General features: G+C 61.8%; 27 protein-coding genes. 17 read left to right on the top strand and 10 right to left on the bottom strand.

All coding sequences use genetic code 11. The features are described 5' to 3' along the window. Window positions 1-100 precede the first annotated feature (100 nt). Window positions 101-724, bottom strand: a complete 624-nt coding sequence (locus ACK8OE_RS01205) for a TetR/AcrR family transcriptional regulator (RefSeq protein ID WP_410271053.1) — start codon at window positions 722-724, stop codon at window positions 101-103. Window positions 725-931: 207 nt separating this feature from the next. Here ACK8OE_RS01205 and ACK8OE_RS01200 point away from each other — a divergent pair, with 207 nt between their 5' ends. From ACK8OE_RS01200 to ACK8OE_RS01190, 3 genes are all read left to right on the top strand, one after another. Beyond that, window positions 932-2287: an efflux transporter outer membrane subunit gene (locus tag ACK8OE_RS01200; protein ID WP_410271052.1), complete on the top strand. Its 1356-nt coding sequence runs from the start codon at window positions 932-934 to the stop codon at window positions 2285-2287. Window positions 2288-2316: 29 nt separating this feature from the next. Continuing rightward, on the top strand, window positions 2317-3462 hold the full coding sequence (locus ACK8OE_RS01195) for an HlyD family efflux transporter periplasmic adaptor subunit (protein ID WP_410271051.1): 1146 nt from the start codon (window positions 2317-2319) through the stop codon (window positions 3460-3462). Between the two features lie 78 nt (window positions 3463-3540). Next, entirely contained in the window at window positions 3541-5115 is a 1575-nt protein-coding gene (locus tag ACK8OE_RS01190; protein WP_410271050.1) for a DHA2 family efflux MFS transporter permease subunit, read from the top strand. Between the two features lie 216 nt (window positions 5116-5331). On the opposite strand, the gene ACK8OE_RS01185 is transcribed toward ACK8OE_RS01190, so the two are convergent. Genes ACK8OE_RS01185 through ACK8OE_RS01175 form a run of 3 tightly spaced genes read right to left on the bottom strand, consistent with a single transcriptional unit; the run spans window position 5332 to window position 6523 of the window. Then, the gene (locus ACK8OE_RS01185) at window positions 5332-5628 is read right to left on the bottom strand and encodes a hypothetical protein (protein ID WP_290798636.1); all 297 of its coding nucleotides are present in this window, start codon (window positions 5626-5628) and stop codon (window positions 5332-5334) included. After that, on the bottom strand, window positions 5625-6140 hold the full coding sequence (locus ACK8OE_RS01180) for an RNA polymerase sigma factor (RefSeq protein ID WP_410271049.1): 516 nt from the start codon (window positions 6138-6140) through the stop codon (window positions 5625-5627). Before ACK8OE_RS01180 ends, ACK8OE_RS01185 begins: the two co-directional genes overlap by 4 nt. A gap of 2 nt (window positions 6141-6142) precedes the next feature. Then, window positions 6143-6523 carry a hypothetical protein gene (locus ACK8OE_RS01175; RefSeq protein WP_410271048.1) on the bottom strand — a complete coding sequence of 127 codons (381 nt, stop codon included), beginning with the start codon at window positions 6521-6523 and terminating at the stop codon, window positions 6143-6145. 648 nt (window positions 6524-7171) lie between these two features. Between ACK8OE_RS01175 and ACK8OE_RS01170 the strand changes: the two genes are divergently transcribed. From ACK8OE_RS01170 to ACK8OE_RS01155, 4 genes are all read left to right on the top strand, one after another. Next, window positions 7172-7525: an Hpt domain-containing protein gene (locus ACK8OE_RS01170; protein ID WP_410271047.1), complete on the top strand. Its 354-nt coding sequence runs from the start codon at window positions 7172-7174 to the stop codon at window positions 7523-7525. Window positions 7526-7589: 64 nt separating this feature from the next. After that, window positions 7590-7913, top strand: coding sequence for a 2Fe-2S iron-sulfur cluster-binding protein (locus ACK8OE_RS01165; protein ID WP_290798624.1), 324 nt, complete (start codon window positions 7590-7592; stop codon window positions 7911-7913). Between the two features lie 249 nt (window positions 7914-8162). Further along, window positions 8163-9182 (top strand): hypothetical protein, encoded by a 1020-nt coding sequence (locus ACK8OE_RS01160; RefSeq protein ID WP_410271046.1) that lies wholly within the window; start codon window positions 8163-8165, stop codon window positions 9180-9182. Beyond that, the gene (locus ACK8OE_RS01155; protein ID WP_410271045.1) at window positions 9182-9640 is read left to right on the top strand and encodes an NUDIX domain-containing protein; all 459 of its coding nucleotides are present in this window, start codon (window positions 9182-9184) and stop codon (window positions 9638-9640) included. Before ACK8OE_RS01160 ends, ACK8OE_RS01155 begins: the two co-directional genes overlap by 1 nt. Here the strand turns inward: ACK8OE_RS01155 and ACK8OE_RS01150 are convergent. Beyond that, window positions 9624-10136 carry a GNAT family N-acetyltransferase gene (locus ACK8OE_RS01150; protein ID WP_290798615.1) on the bottom strand — a complete coding sequence of 171 codons (513 nt, stop codon included), beginning with the start codon at window positions 10134-10136 and terminating at the stop codon, window positions 9624-9626. The two genes, ACK8OE_RS01155 and ACK8OE_RS01150, sit on opposite strands and share 17 nt — an antisense overlap. Before the next feature lie 55 nt (window positions 10137-10191). Beyond that, a complete protein-coding gene (locus tag ACK8OE_RS01145) occupies window positions 10192-11040 on the bottom strand; it encodes an SDR family oxidoreductase (RefSeq protein ID WP_410271044.1) in 849 nt (282 codons plus the stop codon). A 185-nt stretch (window positions 11041-11225) separates the two neighbouring features. Here ACK8OE_RS01145 and ACK8OE_RS01140 point away from each other — a divergent pair, with 185 nt between their 5' ends. Further along, window positions 11226-11615: a winged helix-turn-helix transcriptional regulator gene (locus ACK8OE_RS01140; RefSeq protein ID WP_410271043.1), complete on the top strand. Its 390-nt coding sequence runs from the start codon at window positions 11226-11228 to the stop codon at window positions 11613-11615. 35 nt (window positions 11616-11650) lie between these two features. Here ACK8OE_RS01140 and ACK8OE_RS01135 read toward each other — a convergent pair whose 3' ends face one another. The 3 genes from ACK8OE_RS01135 to ACK8OE_RS01125 are packed head-to-tail and all read right to left on the bottom strand — an operon-like array spanning window position 11651 to window position 14118. Next, window positions 11651-12289 carry a 2-dehydro-3-deoxy-6-phosphogalactonate aldolase gene (locus ACK8OE_RS01135; protein WP_410271042.1) on the bottom strand — a complete coding sequence of 213 codons (639 nt, stop codon included), beginning with the start codon at window positions 12287-12289 and terminating at the stop codon, window positions 11651-11653. Continuing rightward, the gene (locus ACK8OE_RS01130) at window positions 12286-13194 is read right to left on the bottom strand and encodes a 2-dehydro-3-deoxygalactonokinase (RefSeq protein ID WP_410271041.1); all 909 of its coding nucleotides are present in this window, start codon (window positions 13192-13194) and stop codon (window positions 12286-12288) included. Before ACK8OE_RS01130 ends, ACK8OE_RS01135 begins: the two co-directional genes overlap by 4 nt. Window positions 13195-13251: 57 nt before the next feature. Next, complete coding sequence (locus ACK8OE_RS01125) at window positions 13252-14118, bottom strand: SMP-30/gluconolactonase/LRE family protein (protein WP_410271040.1); 867 nt, start codon at window positions 14116-14118, stop codon at window positions 13252-13254. Window positions 14119-14419: 301 nt separating this feature from the next. Here ACK8OE_RS01125 and ACK8OE_RS01120 point away from each other — a divergent pair, with 301 nt between their 5' ends. The 3 genes from ACK8OE_RS01120 (at window position 14420) to ACK8OE_RS01110 (ending at window position 18555) form a co-directional block, all read left to right on the top strand. Continuing rightward, window positions 14420-15637: an acetyl-CoA C-acetyltransferase gene (locus ACK8OE_RS01120; protein WP_410271039.1), complete on the top strand. Its 1218-nt coding sequence runs from the start codon at window positions 14420-14422 to the stop codon at window positions 15635-15637. A gap of 23 nt (window positions 15638-15660) precedes the next feature. Then, window positions 15661-17883 carry an FAD-dependent oxidoreductase gene (locus ACK8OE_RS01115; RefSeq protein ID WP_410271038.1) on the top strand — a complete coding sequence of 741 codons (2223 nt, stop codon included), beginning with the start codon at window positions 15661-15663 and terminating at the stop codon, window positions 17881-17883. Window positions 17884-17952: 69 nt separating this feature from the next. Beyond that, a complete protein-coding gene (locus ACK8OE_RS01110) occupies window positions 17953-18555 on the top strand; it encodes an alpha/beta hydrolase (protein WP_410271037.1) in 603 nt (200 codons plus the stop codon). A 9-nt stretch (window positions 18556-18564) separates the two neighbouring features. Here the strand turns inward: ACK8OE_RS01110 and ACK8OE_RS01105 are convergent, their stop codons facing one another. Beyond that, window positions 18565-18837 carry a BolA family protein gene (locus ACK8OE_RS01105; protein ID WP_126420608.1) on the bottom strand — a complete coding sequence of 91 codons (273 nt, stop codon included), beginning with the start codon at window positions 18835-18837 and terminating at the stop codon, window positions 18565-18567. 87 nt (window positions 18838-18924) lie between these two features. On the opposite strand from ACK8OE_RS01105, the gene ACK8OE_RS01100 reads away from it, so the two are divergent. The 6 genes from ACK8OE_RS01100 (at window position 18925) to ACK8OE_RS01075 (ending at window position 25309) form a co-directional block, all read left to right on the top strand. Beyond that, on the top strand, window positions 18925-19593 hold the full coding sequence (locus tag ACK8OE_RS01100) for a J domain-containing protein (RefSeq protein ID WP_126420606.1): 669 nt from the start codon (window positions 18925-18927) through the stop codon (window positions 19591-19593). Window positions 19594-19749: 156 nt separating this feature from the next. Next, window positions 19750-20199, top strand: coding sequence for a GFA family protein (locus ACK8OE_RS01095; RefSeq protein ID WP_410271036.1), 450 nt, complete (start codon window positions 19750-19752; stop codon window positions 20197-20199). A gap of 108 nt (window positions 20200-20307) precedes the next feature. After that, window positions 20308-21315, top strand: coding sequence for a cobaltochelatase subunit CobS (cobS, locus tag ACK8OE_RS01090; RefSeq protein ID WP_410271035.1), 1008 nt, complete (start codon window positions 20308-20310; stop codon window positions 21313-21315). Between the two features lie 157 nt (window positions 21316-21472). Beyond that, window positions 21473-23338, top strand: a complete 1866-nt coding sequence (gene cobT, locus ACK8OE_RS01085) for a cobaltochelatase subunit CobT (protein WP_410271034.1) — start codon at window positions 21473-21475, stop codon at window positions 23336-23338. Between the two features lie 46 nt (window positions 23339-23384). Next, complete coding sequence (locus ACK8OE_RS01080; RefSeq protein ID WP_410271033.1) at window positions 23385-24332, top strand: esterase-like activity of phytase family protein; 948 nt, start codon at window positions 23385-23387, stop codon at window positions 24330-24332. Then, entirely contained in the window at window positions 24332-25309 is a 978-nt protein-coding gene (locus ACK8OE_RS01075) for a helix-turn-helix transcriptional regulator (RefSeq protein WP_410271032.1), read from the top strand. The genes ACK8OE_RS01080 and ACK8OE_RS01075 overlap by 1 nt, the downstream gene beginning before the upstream one ends. Window positions 25310-26140: the final 831 nt, after the last annotated feature.

Here is a 26140-nt window from a genome sequence, read left to right as displayed (position 1 = left end):
AAGGGCAGGGGGTGAGCCGGTGAGGCGGCCTCTGTATAGCCCTTTGTCCGTAAGGATGTTGCGGTGCTTCCCGCGATGAGGGGTAAGTATTGCCTAAGGTTTAGCCGCGCTGTCCATAAGCCGCATAGAAGGCGGCAACGGCGGCCTCGACCTCGGCTTCGATTTCGGCCTCGTCCGGTTCGGGGAGGTAGTTGAGGAAACGCGCCTTCTGATAACGGCTCTGGCACAGGGCGATGAACTGATGCGCCGCGCGTAAGGTATCGTCGATGACGAACTCGCCGGCCTGGGCCGCCTCGGCCAGAAAGTTGGCAACATTGCGCGCCCCGCGCAACGGGCCGTTTTCGTAAAAGGCCCGGCCTATGTCGGGCCAGCGTTCGGAAACTGCCATGATGACGCGGTAATTGCGCATGGTCGAGTCGGAGGTCACAATGCGTAAATATTGCTTGGCCCAGCGGCGCAGGGCTTCGCGATAGCCGCCGCCATCGACCTCAAACGAGTCAATCAGCCGCGCATGGATGGCGCAGTGGCGATCCACGAAGGCCTCGAACAGTTCCTCCTTGCTCTTGAAGTAGTTATAAAGCGTGCCCTTTGAGCCGCCCAGCTTCGCGGCGATGGCCGACATCGACGCAGCGTCAAACCCTTCTTCGAGGAAAATCCGGCTGGCCACATCCAGTATGGCTTCACGACGGGCGTCCTTGTCGGGACGAGATTTTAACTCTTGCATCTTAGCCTCGGTGTGGCGTGCAATCATTTGCAGACGTTGCGACGGACCACGTTTTGAATATGTGTCGTTGATACATCAGCCTTTTGCAGTGCGCAAAAAATTACTGACCGTACCGTACGGTTTGATTGACAATATAGCGATCGCGGCGTATAGGCGCAACAGATAAATGACCGTACCGTACGGTTCGCGAAACTGAGGGCGTACCTGATGTTTGTATTTAAACGACCCGCAATGGGTTTGCTTATGGGCGTTTCGGCCTTGGCGCTTACCGCCTGCGCCGCGCTGCCCAAGGCTGAGCCCGTTTCCCCGATCCCCACCGCCAGTGCTGTGCCTCAGGACATGCTGATCGGTCGCTGGTGGGAGGGCTATAAGGACGCGCAACTTACCGATCTGGTCCAAACGGCCCTGCGCGACTCCCCCAGTCTGACCGCTGCCGCCGGACGTCTTCTGAAGGCGCGCGCGCTGGAAGACACGCAGAAAGCGACGCTCTATCCTACGGCGACGGCCTTGGGGGCGTCCTTGCAGATGGGCGGCAAAAATCCTGCAATCGATTCACTGACGCTCGGCGGCATCAATTTCGGCTGGGAGCTGGATTTCTGGGGCAAGAACCGCGCCGGGGTAAAGGCGGCGGTGTCGGCCGCCGAGGCCGCCCGCGCCGACGGACAGCAGGCCGTACTGGTCTTGTCGACCTCTCTGGTCAATGCCTGGTTCGAGCTGGGTCATATGTATAAAGACCTCGATGTCGCCGAACGCAATCTGGCCATCCGTACAGACACCCAGTCTCTGGTCGCGCAAAAAGTCGAGGGCGGTCTGCGCCCGCGCGCCGAGCTGGAACAGGCCCGCGCCAATGTCGCCAACAGCAAGGGCGAGGTGGCGGCTCTGAACGAGCGCATCCTGATCCAGCGTCACCTGATCGCGGCGCTGGCCGGTCAGGCCCCGGCCTTTGGTGAAGCCCTGCCGAGACCCGTCCTGCCCGATACGCACGATTTCAAGGCCCCAACGCGCATTGATCTGGAGCTGGTTGCCCGCCGTCCGGACGTGGCCGCTGCGCGGGCGCGGGCCGAACAGGCCGTACACGGCACTGAGCGCGCCAAGGCGTCCTTCTATCCCAATGTCAACCTGATGGCCTTTGCGGGCAAGGTGTTCCTCAACGACCTGTCCGGGTCGGGCATGGACGCCATCAATGCCGGCCCGGTGATCAGCCTGCCCCTGTTTGAGGGGGGCAAGCTGCGCGCCAATCTGCGCGGCGCCGAAGCCGATCAGTCGGTCGCTCTCGCCAGCTATCATCAGTCCGTCATCAACGCCATGCAGGAGGTCGCCGATACCGGTGCCAGCCAGACAGCGCTGAGCGAGCGGCTGAGTCTCTCCAACGAAGCCCTCGCTGCCAGCGAGGAGGCCTATCGCATGGCCCGTCTGCGCTACGAGGCAGGCCTCAGCGATTACGCCAGCCTGCTGGTTATCGAACAAAATCTCCTGTCGCAGCGGACCGCCAATACGGCCCTGCAAAGCCGCGCCCTGACCCTCGAAGTCGCTATGGTCAAGGCGCTTGGCGGTTCCCACTGAATTCCACGCTGAAGAAAAAGTGACGCACCATGTCCGATACTGAAAACACCCCGCCCGTTACGCCGGCTCAGACGTCCCCCGCCAAATCCAATGATCGCCGCCGTCAGCTCCTGACCGGTCTGGCCGCCGTTGTCGCCTTGGGAGTGCTGGGCTATGGCGCCTATTACATGCTGGTCGCCTCGCACTATGTTTCGACCGACAATGCCTATGTCGGGGCCGAAACGGCGCAGGTCAACGCGCTGGTCGGCGGGCCCGTGGCCCGCATCCTCGTCAAGGAAACCCAGATGGTGAAGGCCGGTGACGTGTTGCTGGTCATCGACGATGCCGATGCCAAGATCGCCGTCGAGTCCGCGCGCGCCGCTCTGGCCACCGCCGAACGCCGCGTGATGGGCTACTACGCCAACGACAAGGCGCTGGGCGGTCAGATGGGGGCCCGCGAAGCCGACATCGTGCGCGCCGACGCCGGGATCAAGGCCGCTGAGGCCGAGGTGCACCGCACCAAATTCGAGTTCGAACGCCGTAAGAGCCTCGCCACCAGCGGGGCGGTGTCTCAGGAAGAGGTCGTGGCCACCGAAAGCGCCTATGCCGCGGCCATCGCCAACCTCAATGCTGCCCGCGCCGCCCGTATTCAGGCGCAGGCCGCGCTGGCATCGGCTGAGGGCAACCGTCAGAGCAATGCGACGCTGATCGCGGGGGTCAAGCCGGGTGAAAACCCGGAAATCATGGCAGCGCGCGCGCGTCTCGCCTCGGCGGAACTAGCGCTGGAACGCACCGTTGTGCGCGCGCCCGTCGCCGGTGTCGTTACCCGCAAGTCGGTGCAGGTTGGCCAGCAGGTGCAGATGGGTTCGCCGCTGATGTCGGTGGTGCCGATTTCGCAGGCCTATGTCGATGCCAACTTCAAGGAAGTGCAGCTCAAGAAAGTGCAGCCGGGTCAGGAGGTTGAACTGACCTCCGATCTGTACGGCGAAGGTGTCAAGTACAAGGGCAAGGTCGTCGGCGTGTCCGGCGGTACGGGCTCGGCCTTTTCGCTGATCCCGGCGCAGAACGCTTCGGGCAACTGGATCAAGGTCGTGCAGCGTCTGCCGGTACGCATCCAGATCGACGAAAAGGACCTTAAAGAGCACCCGCTGCGCGTTGGTCTGTCGATGAAGGCCAAAATCGACGTATCGAAGTAAGGCCTGTCGTACATAACCGCCTTCCGGCTACGCCGGTACCCCCTGATTCAGGGGGAGTTGAACTTAATGGAGCGCCTTATGGCCTCATCTTCTTCCTCTTCCGGACCCGCGCCGCTGACCGGCGTGTCACTGGCTCTCGCCGCCGTGGCGCTGGCGCTCGGCACCTTCATGCAGGTGCTCGACTCGACCATCGCCAATGTCGCCCTGCCGACCATCGCCGGTAATCTCGGCGTCGCCTCCGATCAGGGGACGTGGGTCATCACCTCCTTCGCCGTCGCCAACGGCATCTCGGTGCCGCTGACCGGCTGGCTGATGATGCGCTTTGGCGTGGTGCGCACCTTTGTCGTCTCGGTGGCCCTGTTTACGCTGGCCTCGTTCTTATGCGGTATTGCGTGGAACCTGCCGTCGCTGATCCTGTTCCGTATTCTGCAAGGGGCGGTGTCAGGCCCGATGATTCCGGGCTCTCAGGCCCTGCTGATCATGATCTTCCCCCCCGATAAACGCTCGACAGCGCTGGGGGTGTGGTCGATGACCACGCTGGTCGCGCCGGTGCTGGGGCCTATTCTGGGCGGCTGGATATCCGATAATTTCGCGTGGGAATGGATATTCCTGATCAATGTGCCGGTGGGGATTGCCTGTACGTGGATATGCTGGCGCTTCATGCACAATCGCGAAACCCCGACCGTAGCGCGTAAGCTGAACATGGTGTCCTTCTCTCTGCTGGTCTTCTGGGTCGGGACGCTGCAACTGGTGCTCGATACCGGTAAGGACGCCGACTGGTTCAATTCGGCCCATATCGTCATCCTGTCGCTGCTGGCCCTGATCGGGTTTGTGGCGTGGCTGATCTGGGAACTGAACGAAAAGAACCCGGTGGTCGATCTGTCGCTGTTCAAAAGCCGCAACTTCGCGTTTGGTGTTATCGCGCTGTGCGCCGCCTATGCGGTCTTCTTCGGCAACAATCTGCTGATGCCGCTTTGGCTGCAAACCAATATGGGCTATGTAGCGACCTGGGCCGGTCTGGCGGCCGCGCCGTCGGGGGTGGTGGCCGTCTTCCTGACGCCCTTCGTGGCCAAGATTTCCAACCGCATCGACGCACGCATCATGGCGACCATCTCGCTGCTGCTGTTTGCCCTGTCCTTCTATATGCGCTCACTCTATTCGCCGGATATCGACTTCGGTCACCTGATCCTGCCGATGTTCGTGATGGGCGCGGCGATGAGCGCCTTCTTCACCTCGATGATCACCGTGTCGTTCCGCGACGTGGCCCCGCATCAGATGCCGGCCGCGTCAGGCCTGTCGAACTTTGCCCGCATCACGGCCGGCTCGTTCGCGGCCTCGCTGACCACCACCTTGTGGGACAATTACGAAACCCACGCCCTGAACAATATCTCAGGTGCGATGGCGGGCGGTTCGGGCGGCGGCAATTCCGGTGGGGGCGGTGGCGTCGATCAGGTCGTGTACCAGATGATGCAGATGGGCCTGTCTCAGGCGCAGGCCGTCGCCGCCATCACGCGGCAAGTCAGTCAGCAGGCCTATCTGCTGGCCACCGTCGATATCTTCCGCATCTCGTCGATCATCATCGTGTGCCTGATCCCGCTGATCTGGCTGAGCCGCAAGGCGATGGCCAACGGACAGGTCCACGCGGCGGACTGATCCTCACGCAGGCTGAAACCACAAAGGGCTGGCGGAGATTTCCGGCAGCTCTTTTCCTGTCTTTGGGGCACACGGCAAGGTCAGCGAAACCATCTCTACTAAAGCCGCTCAAGCTGCTATTGAGGCGGTGGCCAAGGTGGGCAGGCGCGCCCGGCAAGGGCTAAAAATCCAGATATTTAGTCCCCTTAGGCGGGCGTCTGACAAGGCGGGCTGGCTCTATGTCGGCCGCCTTAACTTTGACGAAGACAAAATCTGCCGTCCGGCAATGAACAGGCCCGGCAGTACGCCGATGACCGACAAAAAGACAGGCAGGGCCGGCAAGGTCAGTACAGACCCCAGCAGCGGCGTCAGGAAAACGCTGCCCCCAAGTATGGCCATAGCGACCATCAGATAGAGGGCCATCTGTTTGCGGAAACGGCGGCGCTCGACGGCTTCGAGAACGCGCAGTTCGAAGGCCATATCGCGGGCGGGTACGTTCGTGGGGGCGAACATCAGACGCAATGGATCGCTCATGGCTCTACTCCCAGAAGTTCACACAGTCGGGCACGCCCACGCTGACTATGCGATTTTACTGTGCCAAGGGGAAGCCCCAGAATCCGGGCGGCTTCGGCGTGGCTGTAGTCTTCGGCTACGCACAGCGAAATGACCGCCCGCATATCGAGCGGCAGGGACTGCATGGCTTTGTCGAGGCTCAGGCGTGTTTCGTGCGTGGGCGTTTCCGCTTCGCTACGCAGCGACAGCCACGCCCCGTCGCGGCTTTCGGCACGTCGGACCCGGCGGCGGTCATTCTGCGCCTTTTTCCACGCGATGCCGCAGACAAAGGTGCGAAACGACACGCCGGGCTTCAGGCGGTCAATCCGCTCCCAGGCGGTGACGAAGGCCTCCTGCGCCAGATCATCGGCGTCGGCAGGATTGGCGGCCAGCCGTCGCAGAAACTGCCGCACCGCCTGCTGGTGCGCGGCTACCAGAGACGCGAAGGCCGCCTCTGATCTGCCGCGTGCCTGTGCGTTGCGGGTCGGGTTCACGCCTAGTCTTTCCGCATCATCTTGGCGATCAGAATGATGAGCGAAACGAGAGCGGCAGGGGCAAAGCCCAGCCCCAGCGCGAAATAGACGTCGCTGCCCTGCTTCCAGCCGACATAGCCAAAGGCCAGGGCGAAGGCCGAGAAGATGCAGACCATGGACACCAGACCGCTATTGGCGTTCTGGCCCGTTTTATCCATGCCATCGTCACCGTTTAAGCCTTCGAGCAGGGCCGCCGGTGGCTCCTTGCCCTGTTCGAGGTACTGACGGATCAGGCCGATGCGGTCCTGTCGGGACTTGTGGTTCATGTACATGGCGTAAATACCCATACCCATGCCGAAAAAGGGGAAAAGCAGCCACCAGTATTGCGCAAAAAGGGTGTCCATCCGTAGTCTCCGGTTGCGTTGATACCCCTGAGGCGAAGGCCCGCAGGGTAAGGCAGGGCAGGGGGTGAATGTTGGCATCGACATCCTGCCTTGTCCCTTAATGTGCGCCGCTGGGATGGATGGATGCAGGCCGGTCAAGATTTTCCCACAGCTTAATACCAACGGCCGAAGATGCTGACCGCATCCGGCCGTTGAAGACACGAGACTGTCTCATATGTATCAGCGACATGAGACAGTCTCGAAAGGAATACCAAGGGTCATTTTCAATGACTCTTGGTATAAGCCAAATCCCCTGCGTATCGAATGTTTATGCGCGCGGGCGTATCCTTAGAGGGCCGCAAAAGGTCGTTGATCCAGATCCACCTGCAACGGTCACACTGCGGCCCGAAGGCTCTGGTCTCTCTACGGGGCCTTCGTGATTTTGCCAGCGTCTCCCTATCGCCCCTTTATACGCTTCGGCCTAGTCTGCCCTTATCGCATCGGGCGGCGGGCACAGCCTTTCTGACCGTTGGGGTATAAAGGCTCCGGGGAGAGAGACCGGAGCCTTTTTCTGTGCCGGTTCTCCTGTAAATTTGCCGTTCTGATGGCTTGTCAGCCGTCGCAAAGCGCCTCACTATGCCGTGCATTCCAGCATACACAGAGGATGTCATGGCGTTTCGGGACCTGTCCGGCGCGGTCGATTTCGCCCACCTTGAGGCCTACACACTGAACGATGCGACGGTGATCGAGGAGGTGCTGCGTTTGTTTCAGCAGCAGGCCGACCTGTGGGCGCCGCTGCTCGATGTCGGCCATCCCGGCTGGCGCGACGCCGCCCATACGCTGAAAGGGGCAGCGGCCGGGATCGGAGCCAATGCGCTCTCGGCGGCCGCCGAAGTGGCCGAGCGCGGTGATGAGGGAGGGGCGCCAGGGCGTCTGGAAAAGGTCCGCGATGCACTCGATGCCGCGCTGATGGATGTGGCGGCCTATCTGCATGGACTGGAGCTAAACCGTCTCAAGAGCTGAAATCGCTTGTCGGGGCAGGTCGTGGCCGCTAAATGCGCCACAAAACCCCGAAAAGGCCCCCACAATGAGCGATGAACTCCATATCCTGTGCACGGACCGCGACGGCGTGCAGCACACCCTGCCGGCGATCGAAGGCTGGCGCATCATGGAGATCATCCGTGACAACGGCCTGCCGATCAAGGCCGAATGCGGCGGCGCGCTGGAATGCGCCACCTGCCACGTCTATGTCGGCGCGGACTGGCTGCCCAAACTGATCGAAAAGTCGGATGAGGAAGAGGAAAAGCTGGACGAAGCCTTCCTCGTGAAGCGCAATTCGCGCCTGTCGTGCCAGATCCTGATGCGCGACGATCTCAATGGCCTTGAGGTCACGCTGGCGCCGGAGGGATAACGCTGGTCGGCTAAGCGATGCTAGTGTCCTGAATCTGAGATTCACATGTGCTTGATATCGTCCACTGGTGAACTTCAGATTCAAGAGGGCACTAGCAAATTATTGTATCTATTATCGTTTTTTGAATTTGAAGTTCGCCCGGCTCTCGATATCAGAATGAAGCGAGCTTCAAATTCACGATACTAGCATTGGCGGGGCAAATCGGCTATGCGAACAGGGTAAATGACCCGTTCTCAAAGGTTCGCCCCCATGCGTAAGACCCTTCGTTCGCTGCTGATCACCGGCGTGGCCCTGCTTTCGGCCAGTTCCGCCCTTGCCTGGGGGCCGACCGGCCACCGCATCGTCGGCGAAGAGGCGGCGCGCGCGCTCCCGGCCTATATGCCGGAGTTTGTGCGCAGCGCTCAGGGTGTCGGCGATATCGGCTTCTATTCCAACGAACCCGACGCCTGGAAAGGCGCGGGCAAGGTGCACGATTTTGAACGCGATTCCGCGCACTTCATCGATCTGGATGACGAAGGCAAGACTCTGGCGGGCGTGCGTCTTCAGGAGGTGCCGCAGTCGCGTTCGGACTTCGACGCCCTGCTGCGCTCGAAGAACGTCATGCCGTGGAAGTCGGGCTATCTCAACTATGCGCTGGTCGATGCCTGGCAGCAGGTGGTCAAGGATTTCGCCTACTGGCGCGGCATGACCTATATGGAGGCGCACGAAAGTGACCCCAAGCGTAAGGCGTGGCTGAAGGAGGCGATCCGCCGGCGTGAGGCCCTGACGCTGCGCGACATCGGTATCCTGTCGCACTATGTCGGCGACTCGTCCCAGCCCCTGCACCTGTCGATCCATTATAACGGCTGGGGCAAGGAATATCCCAATCCGCAGAACTTCACGCTGGAGCCGATCCACGGTCCGCTGGAAAGCGCCTTCGTCAGCGCCAATATCAATAATGAAGACGTGCGCGCCGCCATGTCGGCCAGCGAGCCCTGCACCCTTGCGGCCGAGCGCTGCTTCGATGCCAAGCTGGAGCGCAACTGGAAATACGTGACGCCACTGTATGAGCTTTATAAGGCCGGTGGTTTCAATGACGGCGATGCGCGCGGCAAGGGCTTCATGGTCGGGCGTCTGGGGCAGGGGGCTTCGGACCTGCGCGATGTGCTGCTCGATGCGTGGCGCGAGTCCAAGACCATGGGCTTTGGCTACCCGGCGGTGACCTATGAAGACGTGGTGGCCGGTCGCGGCGATGCGTGGAAGGCCCTGCGCGGCCAAGACGACAAGTAATGCCGCTGCCCGCGCTCAATGCCTACGGGACGAAGGTGGCTGGCCTGACCTATCTGGCCCGCAGCGCCGCCTATGCGCTGATCGGGCGTGACGGGCGTCTGGCCCTGATGCGGCAGGACGGCAAGCTGGACCTGCCTGGCGGTGGCATTGAAGGCGACGAAACACCGCAAGAGGCGGTGGTCCGCGAATGCCGCGAAGAGGCGGGGTTTGAGGTCGCGGTCGGGGCCTTTGTGGGTGAAGTCTTGCAGTATTTCATCAATACGGATGGCAAGCCTTACGCCAACCATGCGCGCATCTATCTGGCCGACATCGTGGCGGAGCGGCCTGAAACCAAGGTCGAGATGGACCACGACACCGAGTGGCTGACGCCGGTTGACGCCCTGCTGGCGCTGGAAAAAGAGGGCTACGCTGCGGTCCTGCTACAGGCGCTGCGCAACCACCTTATCGACGCAGGATGAACTCAAGGTCGGTGGTGCCTCCCACCTTGAAACCGTAATCGCCGACGCGTCTAAACCCATAGCCTTCATAGAGTGTCTGGGCGCGGTAGTTTTCGCTCCATACGCCGATCCATTGCGGCGCATCGCCATAGCGCGCCTTGAGAAAGGCGAGCCCCAGCTCCAGCAACCGCTTGCCAAGGCCTGAGCCCTGCGCCTCGTGATGGACGTAGAGACGCTTGATCTCCCCTTGCGTTTGCGGATCGGCTTCGGGGTGAGGCAGGCCGACGGGACCGGCCTGAATATAGGCGATAGCGTGGCCCCGGTTATCGCGCACCAGTCGCCAGAACTGATCCTTCCCTTGCGTCTCCTCGCCCAGTACCTGCGGCGCGTAGGCTGTGTCGAGATAGGCCGCGAGGTCTTCGGCGGGATAGAGGTGGCCGAAGGTGTGGGTAAAGGTCTCGCGCCCCAGTCTGGACAGATCGCTCAGGTCAGCGCTTTGAACGGGTTGAATCAGCATGGTGGCGTTTATAGACGGTGGGGGCGGCGGAGGCTACTCCGCCGCCGTTGAGTGATTACCCTTTCAGAAGCCCCGTCAGCACCTCACGCACCGTCTTCGGAGTCTGACCGGTCAGCGTCTGCACCGTATCCGTCACCCCGTCGAGCTGCCCGGCGCGGATGGCGGCCTCGGCCGAGGTCAGCATATCGGCCACGAAGTCAGGCAGGCCCGCCGCCTTCAGGCCGCCGCCGAATTGATCATCGGTGAGCGGGATCAGGTTCACCGACTTGAAGGTGATGTCATTAGCGAGGGCCACGACGTCGCCATAGGTCAGGGCTTCGGGGCCGGTGACGGTAAAGGTACCGCCGGGGGCGTCACTGAGGGCCGCGGCGGCGGCGCGGGCCGCGTCTTCTCGCGCCACATAGGCCACGCGGCCTTCGGGGGCGGAGGTATAGAACTGACCGCTGTCCAGCGCGTGCGGCAGGCCCATCATCAGGTTTTCGATGTACCAGTTGTTGCGCAGGATCGTATGGGCGATGCCGGAGGTCTTGATCGCCTGTTCGGTGCCGTAATGGTCGGGGGCGAAGCTGATCTTGTTGCCGGGTTCGGCGTTGGGCAGCGAGGTATAGACGAGGTGCTGCACGCCCGCGGCTTTGGCGGCTTCGATGGCGGCCGTGTGCTGTTTCAGGCGCTGACCCGGCACGGCGAGGGCGTCGGTGGAGATGATTAGCACGCGGTCCACGCCTGTGAAGGCCTCAACGAGGGTGTCGGGCTGGTCAAAATCGGCGGTACGGGTGGCAAAAGACGTGTTCAGTTTCGACGGATCGCGCGAGGCGGCGATGACGGTGTGCGGGCTGTTCTCCAGCGCCTTCAGGACAAGCTGACCCAGTTGGCCCGAAGCGCCCGTGACGAGTATGGTGGACATGGGGTGGTCCTTTCTCTATATATATCACATTAGTCTCAAAATGAGATCATGTGCAAAATAGGAAGTTTTGTGTCCCTGTAAAGACGGCACTATTTCGGGAGATAGGGATGAAAAGGGAACCATTGGCGCGCAGCCCAAAAAGTGGGAACCGGTTTCTGGACTCGGCTGCGCAACCCCTCAGAATCGTGAGTGCGGAAGAACCGACGATTACCGAAGCCGTGCTCAATGCCGGGTTCGATATTTCGACTTGTCCGGTGCGCGATGTGATGGATCATATCGGTGGCAAGTGGTCGAGCCTGATGCTGCTGGTGCTCTCGACCAAGCCGCACCGCTTTGGCGAGCTGAAGCGCGCCGTGCCTGATATTTCACAAAGGATGCTGACCCAGACCCTGCGTGACCTGCAACGCGACGGTTATATCAGCCGCCACGTCTTCGCCACCGTGCCGCCTAGTGTCGAATATCGCCTGACGCCGCTGGGTGAGTCGCTGATGCCTGCCCTCAGGGCGCTGGTGGCGTGGGCCGTGGACAACCACCCGCGCATTGCTGAGGCGCGTCAGACCTTCGACGCCGCATGAAAAAACCCTCTCCTTTAGAGGAGAGGGTTGAGCAATTACGCCTTCAGCGCGTTCCAGGCGTCCACAAAGGAAGTGGCCTTGGCGTGGACGATTTCCGGCGTGTCGCCGGGCTTATAGACGCTGGAGCCGATGCCGAAGCCGGCGGCACCAGCGGCCACGAATTCCTTCATATTGCCGGGCTCAACGCCACCGACCGGGAAGACGGGCAAGGTGCGCGGCAGGACGGCCTTGACGGCTTTGAGGCCCTTGGGCCCGGCCAGTTCGGCGGGAAACAGCTTGAGCGCGTCAGCCCCGGCATCGATGGCCGCAAAGGCTTCGGTCGGGGTGAAGAAGGCCGGGAAGGAGATCAGCCCCAGCGCCTTGGCAAAGCGGATGACTTCCCGGTTTGTGTTTGGCGAAATGCAGATCTGCCCGCCGACATCGTGCAGCTTTTGCACGTCATCCAGCTTAAGCACCGTACCCGCGCCGACAATGGCCTTGTCGCCCAGATGAGCCGCCAGCTTTTCGATAGAAACGAACGGCTGCGGCGAGTTGAGCGGCACCTCGACCACCTTGAAGCCGGCGCTGATCAGGGCGTCGCCGACGTCCAGCGCTTCATCGGGGCCGAGGCCGCGCAGGATGGCGACCAGCGGCAGGGTGGCCAGCGTGTCCTGCCAGCGTTGGGTAAGGGTCATTTGGAACTCCGGAGCTTGTGAATCGCCCAAAGGCCCGATTCAGAGGCGGCATTGCCGTCGAAGCGGGTCACATCGGTAAAGCCGGCGAAGGCCAGCGCTTTTTCATAAAGATCGACCAGTGCGCCGTCGCCGACCAGACGCACCGGGCTCTTGCCGTGGCGCTCCAGCTCGGCGACGATTTCCGCGCCGATCAGTATGCCCGACAGATAGGTCGCCAGATGCTCTGGCGCGATGTGGTTAAACAGGGCTTCGGTGCGCACCGAGAAGATCACCGACAGGAAGGCGCGGTTATACATGCCGCGCTCAACGCCTTTCAGGAACACCTCTTCGTTGTCGGTGCCGTTTTCCATCAAAAGGCCAAGGATCGAATGGGCCTTCAGCACCTGGAACATTTCACCGGTCATGTGGGTCGAAAAGGATTCGACTTTGCCGCCACGCACCAGCGCCCACTTGGAATGGGTGCCGGGCAGGACGAAGAAGCCATCAGACGGATCGGACTGAAGGATGCCGAAAATCTGGGTTTCTTCGCCGCGCATGACGTTGAGCAGGCCCGTGCCGGGGCTTTCGGCGAACAGGCCGGGGACGATGGCGACGTCCAGATCGGACGGGGCCTTGACGAGGCCGTCGGCGAGGGTTTGCAGGCTGGCCGGGCAGGCGGCGTAGGGGGCTTCGACCCAGCCCTGACGCGATCCCACCATGCCGGACAGCAGGAAGGGCAGGTGCTCCAGACCGGCGAAATCGCCTTTCAACACGCTGAGGAGTGCCTGTTCAAAGCTCAGCACGCCGAGGTTTTTCAGGCCGATATTGGCGGCGTGGCGGGCGATGACCTGACCGGCCTCATCATAGAGGAACAGGCGGAAATTGGTGGTGCCCCAGTCGGCGGCGATCAGCGAAGGTGTGGTCATGGCTTTTCCTGAAATCTCCTCCCCTGCGTGGCGAAGGGAGGTGTCGGCTGGGTGTTCCTACCCCCTGAACTTTTGCGGTTCAAGGCCGGTATGGCCCCGCAACAGTTCACTTGGGATTTCAAACAAAGTCCCGGCTTCACGATCATCGGGCTGATCGACGGCGGCGGAGGTCACGAAGACGCGGTCCAGCGCCGCACCGGCGAAGCAGACATTGGTGATCTGTTTGGCAGGCAAGGCGATGGAAAAATCGAGCGCGCCGTCCGGCGTAAAGCGGCTGACCTTGCCGCCGCGCCAGTGGGCGATCCAGATGCCGCCCTGCGCGTCGGTGGTCATGCCGTCGGGCGAGCCCCAGTCGTCGGGGAAGTGCACAAATAGGCGCTTGTTGACCGCTTCGCCGTCCACGATGTCGAAGACGAAGACGTCGTTTTCGCCTGAGTCCGTGTGATAGATTTTGGCATGATCGGGCGAGAAGGTCGGCCCATTGGCCACCTGATAAGGCCCATCCACCTCGGTATGGCTGAGGTCGGTACTCAGGCGGTACAGCGCACCGGACTTCTTTTCCTGCGGCTTGTGCATCGACCCGGCCCAGATGCGGCCCTGATCGTCGGCCTTAGCATCGTTCAGACGGTTGCCCGGTTCGTGCGGGAAGGGGTTGGCGATGTGCTTGAGGATAAAGGGCTCAAGGGACAGTTCGTGGAACCCGCTCATCAGGCCGGCGATAAACCCGCCCTTTTCGCGCTCGATGACCCATCCGATATGATCCGGAAAGTACCAGGTCTTTTCCGACCCGTCGGCCAGATAGAAGGCGTGCAGGCGATTGCCCAGAATATCCACCCAATAAACGCAGCCGTCGCGTCGCGACCACAACAGGCCTTCGCCCAGAGCGGCCCCCGGTTTGGAGCGGCGAAGAATAGCATCGGTCATGGGGTTCCTCCGGTTTTTATCTGGCCTTTCTTTTGTCGGACTATAGAAGGTCGCGCAAGTCGTCAAGTTTGTATGATAAATAAGCCGTCTGCGCTCTTTGGTCAGAAGGCGGATCGGAGGCGGAATAATTCCTATTTAAATCAGGGAGCTACGAAAAAGTCTCGCGAATGTTACCTTACGTCTATCTTGACGTTCGCGTAAAGCGAGCGCAAGTAAGCACCCACGAGCGCATCCTGAAAAGTGTAAAGCGGTTTTCAGACAAGATGCGCGACCAAAAAAACCAAACCTCAGGAGGATGGCAATGGCCAGCTTAAGCCCAGGCGCCTATATTTACGACGCGGTGCGCACGCCGCGCGGCAAAGGCAAGAAGGACGGCAGCCTGCACGAAATCACGGCGCTGGACCTGTCGCGGCAGGTGCTCAAGGGTCTCAAGGACCGCAACGGTCTCGATACGGCGCTGGTCGATGATGTGGCCTTCGGCTGCGTCACCCCGGTGGGTGAGCAGGGCGGCGATATCGCCCGCGCGGCGGTGCTGGCGGCGGGCTATGCGGAAACGACCGGCGGCATTCAGGTCAACCGCTTCTGCGCGTCAGGCCTTGAGGCGATCAATATCGCGGCGGGTAAGGTCATTTCCGGCGAAGCCACCATGGCCATCGGCGGCGGCGTCGAAGCGATGAGCCGCGTGCCCATGGGCTCGGACGGCGGGGCGTGGGCCATCGACGTCAATGCCGCCTTCCCGACCTATTTCGTGCCGCAGGGCGTGTCCGCCGACATGATCGCTACCAAATGGGGCTTCTCGCGCAACGACGTCGATGCCTACGCCGTCGAATCGCACAAGCGTTCGGCGCAGTCCTGGGCCGAAGGGCGTTTCAAAAAGTCGATCCTGCCGGTGAAGGATCAGATGGGCGTCACCCGTCTCGATCACGACGAAACCATCCGCCCCAATACCGACATGCAAACGCTGGGCGGCCTCAACCCGTCCTTCGCCATGATGGGCGAAATGGCTTTTGATGCGGTGATCAATCAGCGCTATCCCGAAATCGAGCGCGTCAACCACGTCCACACGCCGGGCAATTCGTCAGCCATCGTCGATGGTGCGGCCGCCGTGCTGATCGGTTCGGCCGAAGCCGCCGCCCTGTCGGGGCTCAAGCCGCGCGCCCGCATCAAGGGCATGGCCTCCATCGGTTCCGAGCCGTCGATCATGCTGACCGGGCCGTCCTTTGCCACGGAAAAGGTGCTGAAAAAGCTCGGCATGAGTGTGTCGGACATCGACCTTTACGAACTGAACGAAGCCTTTGCCTCGGTCGTGCTGCGCTACATGCAGGCGCTCGATATCCCGCATGACAAGATCAATGTCTGCGGCGGCGCCATCGCCATGGGCCACCCGCTGGGGGCCACGGGCGCCATGATCCTCGGCACCGTGCTTGATGAGCTTGAGCGCACGGGCAAGGGGACGGCACTGGTCACGCTGTGCGTCGGCGGTGGCATGGCCACGGCCACGGTCATCGAGCGGATTTAAGAACAGTCGAGGGAGAAAACACAATGGAATGCTTCAAAACCGAACTCGACGCCGATGGCATCCTGCTCTGCACCTTCGACGTGCCGGGCAAGACGATGAACACCTTTACCAAGCAGGCCCTGACCGACCTGCTTGCCATTGCCGAGCGCGCCAAAACCGACGCTGAGGTCAAGGGTGTGGTGATTACATCGGGCAAGACGACAGGCTTCTGCGCCGGGGCTGACCTTGAAGAAATGCTGGGCGGAGCCTGGGAAGCCAAATCGGACCCCAGCGATCCCGAAGGCGCGCTGAAGGCCGGTTTCGCTGCTGCCTTTGAGATGAACCGCGTCTATCGCCAGCTTGAAACCTGCGGCAAGCCTGTGGCGGTGGCGCTCAACGGGCTGGCGCTGGGCGGCGGTCTGGAACTGGCGCTCGCCTGTCACTACCGCGTGCTGAATGACGGCCCCAAGACGCAGGTCGGCCTGCCGGAAATCAAGATCGGCCTCTTCCCCGGCGGTGGCGGTTCGCAACGCCTGACGCGCCTGATCGGGGCGCAGGCGGCGCTGATGGCCATGTCGGAAGGCAAGAGCTTCAAGCCGAAGGACGCCCTGTCTGCCGGTATCGTACACGAGGTGGTGCCGGTCGGTCAGGAGATCGAGGCGGCCAAAAACTGGATCAAAACCAAAGGCGATCCGGTCGCCCTGTGGGACAAGAAGGATTACAAGCTGCCCGGCGGCGGCCCCTACCATCCGGCAGGCGCGCAAATCTTCATCATGGCCAATGCCCTGCTGCGCAAGCAGTCCTACGGCAACTATCCCGCCGTGGTGAACCTGATGCGCGCCGTCTATGAAGGCCTGCAACTGCCGTTTGACAGCGCCATCAAGGTCGAAAGCCGCTATTTCGTCAACACCCTGCAAACCCCGCAGGCCAAGGCGATGATCCGCACCTTCTTCTTCTCCATGCAGCAACTGGGCAAGGGCTCCGGCCGCCCGGCGGGCGTGGAAAAGACCGACCCCAAGCAGGTGGCCGTTCTCGGTGCCGGCATGATGGGGGCGGGGATTGCCTATGTCTCTGCGCAGGCCGGTATCCGCGTCATCCTGATCGACCGTGACGACGCAGCCGCGTCGAAGGGAAAATCTCACTGCGAGTCCCTTGTCAAAAAGGCCGTATCGCGCGGCAAGATGACCCCGGAAAAGGCGCAGGCCCTGCTTGACCTGATCGTACCGACCTCAGACTATACGCAGATTGCCGGTTCCGATCTGGTCGTCGAAGCGGTGTTTGAAAACACTGAACTGAAGGAAAAGGTCACCAAGGACGCCGAGGCCCAGCTCTATACGGGCGATAAGGCCGAAACGGCGATCTTTGGCACCAACACCTCGACCATCCCCATTTCGCTGCTGGCCAAGGCTTCGGTCGATGCGTCGAAATTCATCGGCATCCACTTCTTCTCGCCGGTGGACAAGATGATGCTGGTCGAAATCATCCGCGGCAAGGAAACCTCGGACGAAACCCTGGCCAAGGCCATCGACTATGTGTTGAAGATCCGCAAGACGCCGATCGTCGTCAATGACGCGCGCTTCTTCTACGCCAACCGCTGCTTTATCCCGTTCACCGCCGAAGGCCTGCACCTGTGGGCCGAAGGCTACGCCCCGGCCCTGATCGACAATGTCGGCCGCGCCACGGGGATGCCGCGTGGGCCTCTGGAGATGATGGACGATGTGGCGCTTGACCTGCTGGTCAAGATCACCTCCGAAACCGCCAAGGCCATGGGCGATGCCTATGTGCCCATCCCCGGCGAAAAGGAGGTGGCGCAGATGGTCGCCGACGGGCGTCTGGGGCGCAAGAACGGCAAGGGCTTCTACGACTATCCGGAAGCGGGCGGTAACAAGAGCCTGTGGCCGGGCCTGTCGGACAAGTTCGCCCCCACCATCACCGACTCGACGCCGGAACTGGCCGAAGATATCCGCAAGCGCCTGCTGTATATTCAGGCGGTGACGGCGGCGCGCTGCTTCGAAGAGGGCGTCATCGGCGATCCGCGCGAAGCCGATGTCGGGTCGATCCTCGGCTGGGGCTTTGCGCCATGGTCGGGCGGGATCGTCTCGCTGATCGACGCCATCGGGACGGCGAAGTTTGTCGAAGAACTGGACGAACTGACGGCCAAGTACGGTGACCGCTTTGCCCCGCCGCAATTGCTGCGCGACATGGCGGCGAAGGGCGAGACCTTTTATGGCCGGTTTGGGAAGACAGATGCGGCGAAGGCGGCGTAACCTGTCTTAACGGAAAATACCGGAAGAGGGGGCCATTCAGGCTCCCTCTTTTGCTTTGGGAGAGCTGCGTTGAAACATCTGGTGGTCTTTTTACACGGTGTCGGTTCGTGCGGTGCGGACATGATCGGTCTGGGGCGGCACTGGGCTGAGGCCTTGCCGGACGTAGCCTTCGCGGCACCTGACGGACCTGATCCGTTCGATATGTATGTGCAGTCCAGCGGGCGGCAGTGGTTTTCGGTCAAGGGCGTGACGGCGGACAACCGCGCGCAACGCCTTGTCGAGGCGCGTGAGGCCTTTGATGCCACCCTGCGCGGAGTCATGGCCGAACGCGGCATAGACGATCCGGCGCGCGTGGCGTTGGTTGGCTTTTCGCAAGGGTCGATCATGGCGCTTGATGCCGTGGTTAGCGGACGCTGGCCCGTAGCGGCGGTGGTCGCCTATTCCGGTCGCCTGTCGTCACCGCTACCGTGGACGCCTGCCCCCACGCCAATCCGGCTGATGCACGGCGATCAGGATGAGGTGATCCCCTTTGCCGAAACCCTTGAGGCGGCTGAGCGCCTGACCGCCGCGGGCGTGAGCGCCGACGCCCACATTCTCAAAGGGCTGGGCCATAGTATCAATGCGCCGGGCTCGCGTTTGGGGCGCGATTTTCTGGTGACGGCGCTGAGTTAGGCTTCTGGATTAAGCCTCTTCCGGCGTCAGGGTCTGCATCGACAGGGCGTGGACCGGGCCGCTCAGTTCCTCACGCAGGGCCGCATTGACGGCGCGCTGACGGGCAACGCGGCTCTGCCCGCGAAACGCCTCAGAGACGATCAGGACGGAAAAGTGACTTTCGCCCCCTTCACGCGCGCCCGAATGCCCTTTATGCTTATCGCTGTCGTCCGTCACCTCCAGACGAAGCGGGGCAAAGGCCGCCGTCAGTTTGGTCTCGATGGTCTCGCGTGTTTTACCCATAATTTAACCTCATAAGGGCTTTATAGAGGCCCGACTCCGACCTATATGGTCGGTTTGCGTAAAGTTCAAAGGGTCGCGTTCGAAATCATGAGCGAAGGGTTCAAGTACAAGCCGAAGTTTGGTCTGGACATGCGTATTCGCCCGCCCAAGGAGGGCGAGGTGAATGGCAAGCGTCCCGAAGACGATGTGCTGTCGCTGAAGCCGGGGCAGGTGCGCTGCGAATGGCCGGAATGCCATCGTGCGGCCACGGCCAAGGCCCCGAAGTCGCGCGAAATGATGAACGAATACTATAACTTCTGTCAGGCGCACGCGGGCGAGTACAACAAGAACTGGAACTTCTTTGCCGGCATGTCCGAAGGCGAGGCCAAGGCGCACCGCGAAGCGACCATGACCGGCGGCCGCCCGACCTGGGCCTTCCGCGCTTCGGCCGCGTCGCGCGAAGCGGCGGCCTTTAGCGCCGGAAGGACCAAGGGCGCGGGCATGTACGACCCGCACTCGGTGTTTGGGGCCGGTGCCGCCCCGCGCAAGCCCGGCGAAGACGCACCGATCCAGCGTCAGTTCGGTAAGATCGAACGCGGGGCCTATGCCGACCTTGACCTTGAGGTCGGGGCCGAGCCGGAAAAGGTGCGCGCCGCCTATACCGAACTGCTCAAGCGCTGCCACCCGGACAATAATGGCGGCGACCGCTCGGCCGAGGACAAGCTCCAGCGCGTCATAAAAGCGTATAAAGTCCTCAAAAAAATGGGTCTGGCTTAAAAGCCTTGAATTTGGTGATCTGGTGCGTCGGCGTCACTTGCCCGCATTCATATACGGGCTGCGTTAGCCTCCGGCCATCTCATTCAAATTGAAGGCTTTTGGGTTATGCAAGGCTAAATCCCTCGCCCCTGCGGGAAGAGGGTTAGGGAGGGGATTATGGTCGAGGTCAGGACCGGTGGGTGTCAGTGCGGCGCGGTCCGTTTCCGCGTTGAAGGCGAGCTTGGCCATGCCTCTATCTGTCATTGCCGCATGTGTCAGAAGGCCTATGGCAATGTCTTCGCGCCGCTGGTCAGCGTGCGGCAGGCGACGCTCATCTGGAGCAAGGCCGAACCCAAACGCTTCCAAAGCTCCAACCTCGTTCAGCGCGGTTTCTGCCCCGACTGCGGGACGCCGCTGACCTACGAAGCGCCGGACGGTGTGGCGCTGTCCATCGCCGCCTTTGATGATCCCGTTGACATCGCTCCGGTCATTCAGTTCGGCACCGAAGGCCGTCTGCTGTGGGTCAATGGCCTGCACGCCCTGCCGGGGCGCACCACGCTGGAAGACATCGAGGCCGCGCCGTTTCTGGATAAGCTGATCAGCTATCAGCACCCGGACCATGACTGAACAGCCGTCAAAAAAATCCGTCTCCGGCGTGTTTTAGGGTTGAGTCTTGAGGGCATAGGTCTTAGCTGAAAAACGCATCCGTTCGTCCGTCCGAAAGCGTTTTTTGCCATGCCCGTACTCACCTCCGATACCCTGACCGATCCGCTTCTGGGCCTTGTGCCGGACAAGAAGGTATCGCTGCGTGAGGTATTCGGCGTCGATTCCGACATGCTGGTCTCGGCCTTTTCGACGCGCGATGAGCATGTGCCGGAAATCGACCCCTCCTATCGCTTCGACCCGCAAACGACCATCGCCATCTGCGCCGGCTTTGCCTATGACCGCCGTGTCATGGTGCAGGGCTTCCACGGCACGGGGAAGTCCACCCATATCGAGCAGATCGCCGCGCGGCTGAACTGGCCGTTGGTGCGCGTCAATCTCGACAGTCATGTGTCGCGGATCGACCTGATCGGTAAGGACGCCATCGTGCTCAAGGACGGTCAGCAGGTCACCGAGTTCAAGGAAGGCATCCTGCCGTGGTCGCTGCAACGGCCCGTGGCGCTGGTCTTCGACGAATACGACGCCGGGCGTCCGGATGTGATGTTCGTCATCCAGCGCGTGCTGGAGGCGCAGGGCCGCCTGACTCTGCTGGATCAGAACAAGGTCATCCGCCCCAACAGCTTCTTCCGCCTGTTTGCCACCACCAACACCATCGGTCTGGGTGACACCACCGGGCTTTATCACGGCACGCAGCAGATCAATCAGGGTCAGATGGACCGCTGGTCGATCGTCACCACGCTCAACTATCTCAGCCATGAGGCCGAGGTGGAGATCGTGCTGGCCAAGCTGCCGGAGTTCGATACGCCGGAGCGCAAGAGCCTGATCGACGCCATGGTGCGCGTTGCCGACCTGACGCGCTCGGCCTTTGCCAATGGCGATATTTCGACCGTCATGTCGCCGCGGACCGTCATCACCTGGGCGCAGAACACGCTGATCTTCGGCAATGACCCTGAGGTGGCTTTCCGCCTGACCTTCCTCAACAAGTGCGATGAGCTGGAGCGCCCGACACTGGCGGAATTCTATCAGCGCAGCTTTGGCGCGGATGTGAAGGAAAGCGCCCTCAAGGTGAAGGTGATATAAAAGTTCCTCCCCTGATTTGGCGTTAGCCGAACTTCGTTTCAGGGGAGGGGGACCGCGAAGCGGTGGTGGGGTTAATTCCTTCGTTTTAACCCCCTCCGGCGCTTACGCGCCACCTCCCCCTGAAATCAGGGGGAGTGCTAGGAAGCAAAAAGGTTCGATGGCCAAGCCCGTTACCGTTCTGTCCGATCCGTTTCGCAAGGCGCTGATCCATTCGACGCGCGCTTTGGCGGAAGACCCCGAACTCGAAGTCGTCTTCGGACCGGACGGGCCGCGTCTGGATGGCCGAAAGCTGGTCCTGCCCAATCCGCCGCGCGATTTAAATCCGAAACAGTCGCAGCAGATTCGGGGCATTGCCGACCGTCTGGCTCTGCGTTTTGCGCATCATGACGACAAGGTGCACGCCCGCGCCCGCCCGCGCGATCAGAAGAGTGGTGAGGCTTTCGATGCGCTCGAGGAGGCCCGCCTTGAGGCCATCGGGGCGAACGCCATGGGCGGGGTGCGGCTGAACCTCAATGCTGCCAATGTTGGCGCTCTGGAAAAGAGCGGCCTTGTCTCAAAGGAGACCAAGGACGAGGTCGGTATGGCCTCGATGCTGGGGCAGATCGCGCGGGAATACCTGACGGGGGACAAGGCCCCCGGTATTATCCAGCGCATCATCAACTTCTTCCGGGGCGATATCGAGAGCAAGACCGGCGAGCGTCTTCAGCAGTTGCTGCCTTATATCCATGATCAGGCGGAGTTCGCCAAAAGGGCGCGTTGCATCATCCGTGATCTGGATATGGAAGACGACTCTCAGGACGCGGAAGACGAAGAGCAAAAGAACGACGAAGGCGAGGACGAGCAATCCGAAGGCAATGACCCGTCGGCTGAGGCCGAAGAGGATGCCGAGGATCAGGACGATTCGCAGCCGCAGCAGGAAGAGGAACCCACCGGCGGCGACGATCAGTCCCAGACCGGTGACGAGGACTTCACCCAGATGTCGGGCGATCCTCAGTCTCTGGCTGAGGGTTCGGCCGATGAGGTGGTCGATGGCGAGGCCGCCGAGGCCAGCCAGATGCAGACCCCCAATGCGGGTGGTGAGCGCAAGGACTATGACGTCTTTACCAAGGCCTATGATGAGGTCATCAACGCCGAAGACCTGTGCGACCCCGAAGAACTGGAGCGGTTGCGCGGCTTTCTCAATCAGCAACTGGCCAATCTGTCGAACGTGGTGGCGCGGCTGGCCAACCGGCTGCAACGCCGGCTGATGGCGCAGCAGAGCCGCTCGTGGAATTTCGACCTCGAAGAGGGCGTGCTTGATGCGTCGCGCCTGACGCGGGTGATCATCGACCCCAGCGCGCCCTTGTCGTTCAAGCAGGAGAAGGACACCGAGTTCCGCGACACGGTGGTGACGCTGCTGCTCGACAATTCCGGCTCGATGCGCGGGCGGCCGATCATGGTCGCGGCCATCTGCGCCGACGTGCTGGCGCGCACGCTGGAACGTTGCGGCGTGAAGGTCGAGATTCTGGGCTTCACCACCAAGGCCTGGAAGGGCGGGCAGTCGCGCGAACAGTGGGTGCGCGAAGGCAAGCCGGCGGCGCCAGGGCGTCTCAACGACCTCAGGCACATCATCTATAAGGCGGCGGATAACCCTTGGCGGCGGGCCAACAAGAATCTCGGCCTGATGATGCGCGAGGGCCTGTTGAAAGAGAATATCGACGGGGAGGCCCTGCAATGGGCCTATACGCGCCTGCTGGGGCGGTCGGAGTCGCGCCGTATCCTGATGGTTATATCCGACGGCGCGCCGGTCGATGACTCGACCCTCAGCGTCAATTCGGGCCACTATCTCGAAAACCACCTGCGTAAGGTCATTGCCGACATCGAAGGGGCCGGGCGTGTCGAGCTGGCGGCCATCGGCATTGGCCACGACGTGACGCGCTATTACCGCCGGGCCATGACGCTGATTGATGTCGAGCAACTGGGTGGAGCGCTGATCGAAAAGCTGGCCGAGCTGTTCGACGAAAAAGCCGCCGCACGGCGGTGATATGTCCGCCTCTGGTTTGTGCAGGGTGTGGTCAAACGGAGGTCTCATGCGATTGGCTTTGTGGCTTTCTGCCCTGCTGACCACCACGGCTGTGGCCGGTCCCGTCCCCTATCAGGGCGGCACGCGGGTCACCTTCACGCCCTTGCCGGCGGTCAGCGACGCGCCTGCGCAAAAGGCCCGCTATGTCGGCGGCTATGAGGTCAAAGGAGAGGGCACGTCCTGGCTAACCGGCCTGTCCGATCTGGTCGTCAAACCGGGTAAGGACGGGGTTATGATCGACGCCATTGGCGATTACGGCAGCCGGGCGCGCTTCACCCTGCCGGTGCGCGGCACAGAGGGCCCGCTGAGCGTGGAGATGTTGCGCGCAGCCGACGGCAAGCCCTTTGGCAACAAGTCGCTGTCGGATGCCGAAGATATGGCCCTCGATCCGCGCGACGGCACGGTCTATGTCTCGTTTGAAGGCGATGCGCGCGTCATGCGCTATGGCCCCGATCTGGGCGGGCCGGGGGAGCGTCTGCCGCTGACCGGCCTGCCCGCCCTGCCGTCGAATGAAGGGCTTGAGGCCGTCACGCTGCACCTGTCTGCAAAGGGTGAGGCGTCGCTGATTCTGGGTGCCGAGGTCGGCGGTTTTTGGAAGTGCGCACTCGATACCTACAGATGCGAGACGCTTACCGGGCCGACCACGCCGGGCTTCACGTACAAGCTGGTGTCTCTGGCCCCGCTCGACCCGGCCAAACCCGATGAGATGCTGGCCCTCTATCGCTTCTATCTGCCCGTGGTGGGGGCGCGCAATGTCCTGCGTGTTTTGCGGCTGGAAGGAAATCGCCTCAAGCTGGTCGATACGATCCTGCGAATCGAACCGCCCCTGCCTATCGACAATTATGAGGGCGTGTCGGCGGTGAAAACGCGCGACGGTTACCGGCTTTATCTGATCAGCGATCCTATCGGGGACAATGACCCGACCCACCTGCTGATGTTCGATTATCGGCCCTGATGCTTACGCTGATCGCCCCGGCAACCGCTTCCGCCCAGATTATGCTGGCTGTTCTGGTCTGGCGGCAAACTGCTTTGCCGGGACGCCGCGAGATGGCAGCCGCCCTGTGTCTGGGGGCGCTCTATTTTCTACACGCTGCTTTTCCGGAAGCGCTGAAGCCCTTGGTGCCCATCATCGCGACCGGACCTCTGGTATTCAACCGCGCCGTGGGTTTGGGTCTGGAGCTGACGCCGCGCCCGCTGAAGGTCGATGCGGCGCTTCTGGTGTTGCTGGTGGGATTGTCAGGTATCGGACATGTCTTTTCAGCCCTGCAACTCGTCTGGGATGTCGTCAGTCTCTATCTCTTTTTTGAACTGCCTGTACGCCTGTGGCGGCGCTTGCCCGGCGACCTGCTCAACGCGCGGCGCCGCGCCAGCTATGCCCTGCTGGCCATTGGGACTTTGCTGGGTGCCGGTGTTGCCGTAGCCTCGATTCTGGGCGGGTCTGCTCCGGCGGCCACTGTCGGTGCCTTTCTCACGCTCTGTCTGTGTCTGGCGACCGCGGCCTTTGGCGGCGAACTTAAACGCACCCTGACGCCGCAGCGCTCAGTCCTGAACGTGGCCGAAACACGCCTGCTGCAACGGGTGCGCACCGAAATGGCCGAAGCCTATGCCGACCCCAACCTCACCCTGTCGCGGCTGGCGCAGCGGCTCGGCGTGGCCGAACACCACCTGCGCCGGGTTATTCACGCCGGCGAAGGTGAGGAGCATTTCAGCCGATATCTCAACCGCTGGCGCATCGAATCGTTCAAGGCGCGGGCAAAGGCAGAGGGTACTATTCTCGAACTGGCGCTCAGCGTGGGTTACAATTCGCTGTCAGCCTTCAATCGCGCGTTCAAGGCCTCGGAAGGCGTAACGCCCAGTGCCTTCCGTGCTGCCCTGAAGGCGAAGACCAGTGAGACGATGCCGAACACGGCGGATACGCCCAGCGGCCAATAGGTATTGCCCAGCAGTGTGCCTGCGGCAACCGACAGCAGGGCGCCGGTTAGTCCTGTCATCTTGAAAGCGTGCTCAGCTGGGTTCAGCCATCTACGCCAGCTTTGAGGCAGGAGGGCGCGCCCGACATCCCAACCGCCATAAAAGATCATACCTCCCATCGCCCCGTTGACGAGGGCGTGGGACCAATGCACGGCCCCACCGTGACGAATGTACCAGAACAGGCCAATGCCTCCTCCCAGCAGGGCGAGCGCGGGAACCATGTCCGGCCACGTACGGCCCCGGTCCTGCAAGCGCAGGGCGCGTGGCCCGCTCCATAGCTGATACGCGACCAGCACACTCACGCCTACCAGATCCAGCTTGCCACGAAACAGGAACGCCCCGATCAGGGCGGCGGCAACCGACAGGCCCGTCAGCCCCAGCATCAGGCGGCCGCTGAGTCGATGCAGGCGATCACCTTTGCGGCGGCCCAGAATGAATAGCCCGGTCAGCAGGGCGGCGCTGGCGCTCAGGACGTGGGTGAAGATGTTGAGACTGTGCAGGTCAGGCATAAAGGGCTCCTTGTGTAAGGGCCTTTGTGCCGGGCATATGTCGCTTCGACTGCGCGATTTCAGAAATCAGTCATACCAAGAGTCATTGAAAATGACTCTTGGTATTCCATTCGAGACCGTCTCATGTTGCTGATACATATGAGACGGTCTTGTTTTTTTCGACGGCCGGATGCGGTCAGAATCTTCGGCCGTTGGTATCTTCATGCCGCGCATTTTCAGGCAACAAAAAACCCCGAAGCCGGAGCCTCGGGGTTTTTCGCGTGTTCGGTTTATGCCTAAAAGA

The organism is Asticcacaulis sp. W401b, from assembly GCF_046503825.1.
GTDB lineage: Bacteria > Pseudomonadota > Alphaproteobacteria > Caulobacterales > Caulobacteraceae > Asticcacaulis.
This window is presented reverse-complemented; position numbering and strand designations above follow the sequence as displayed.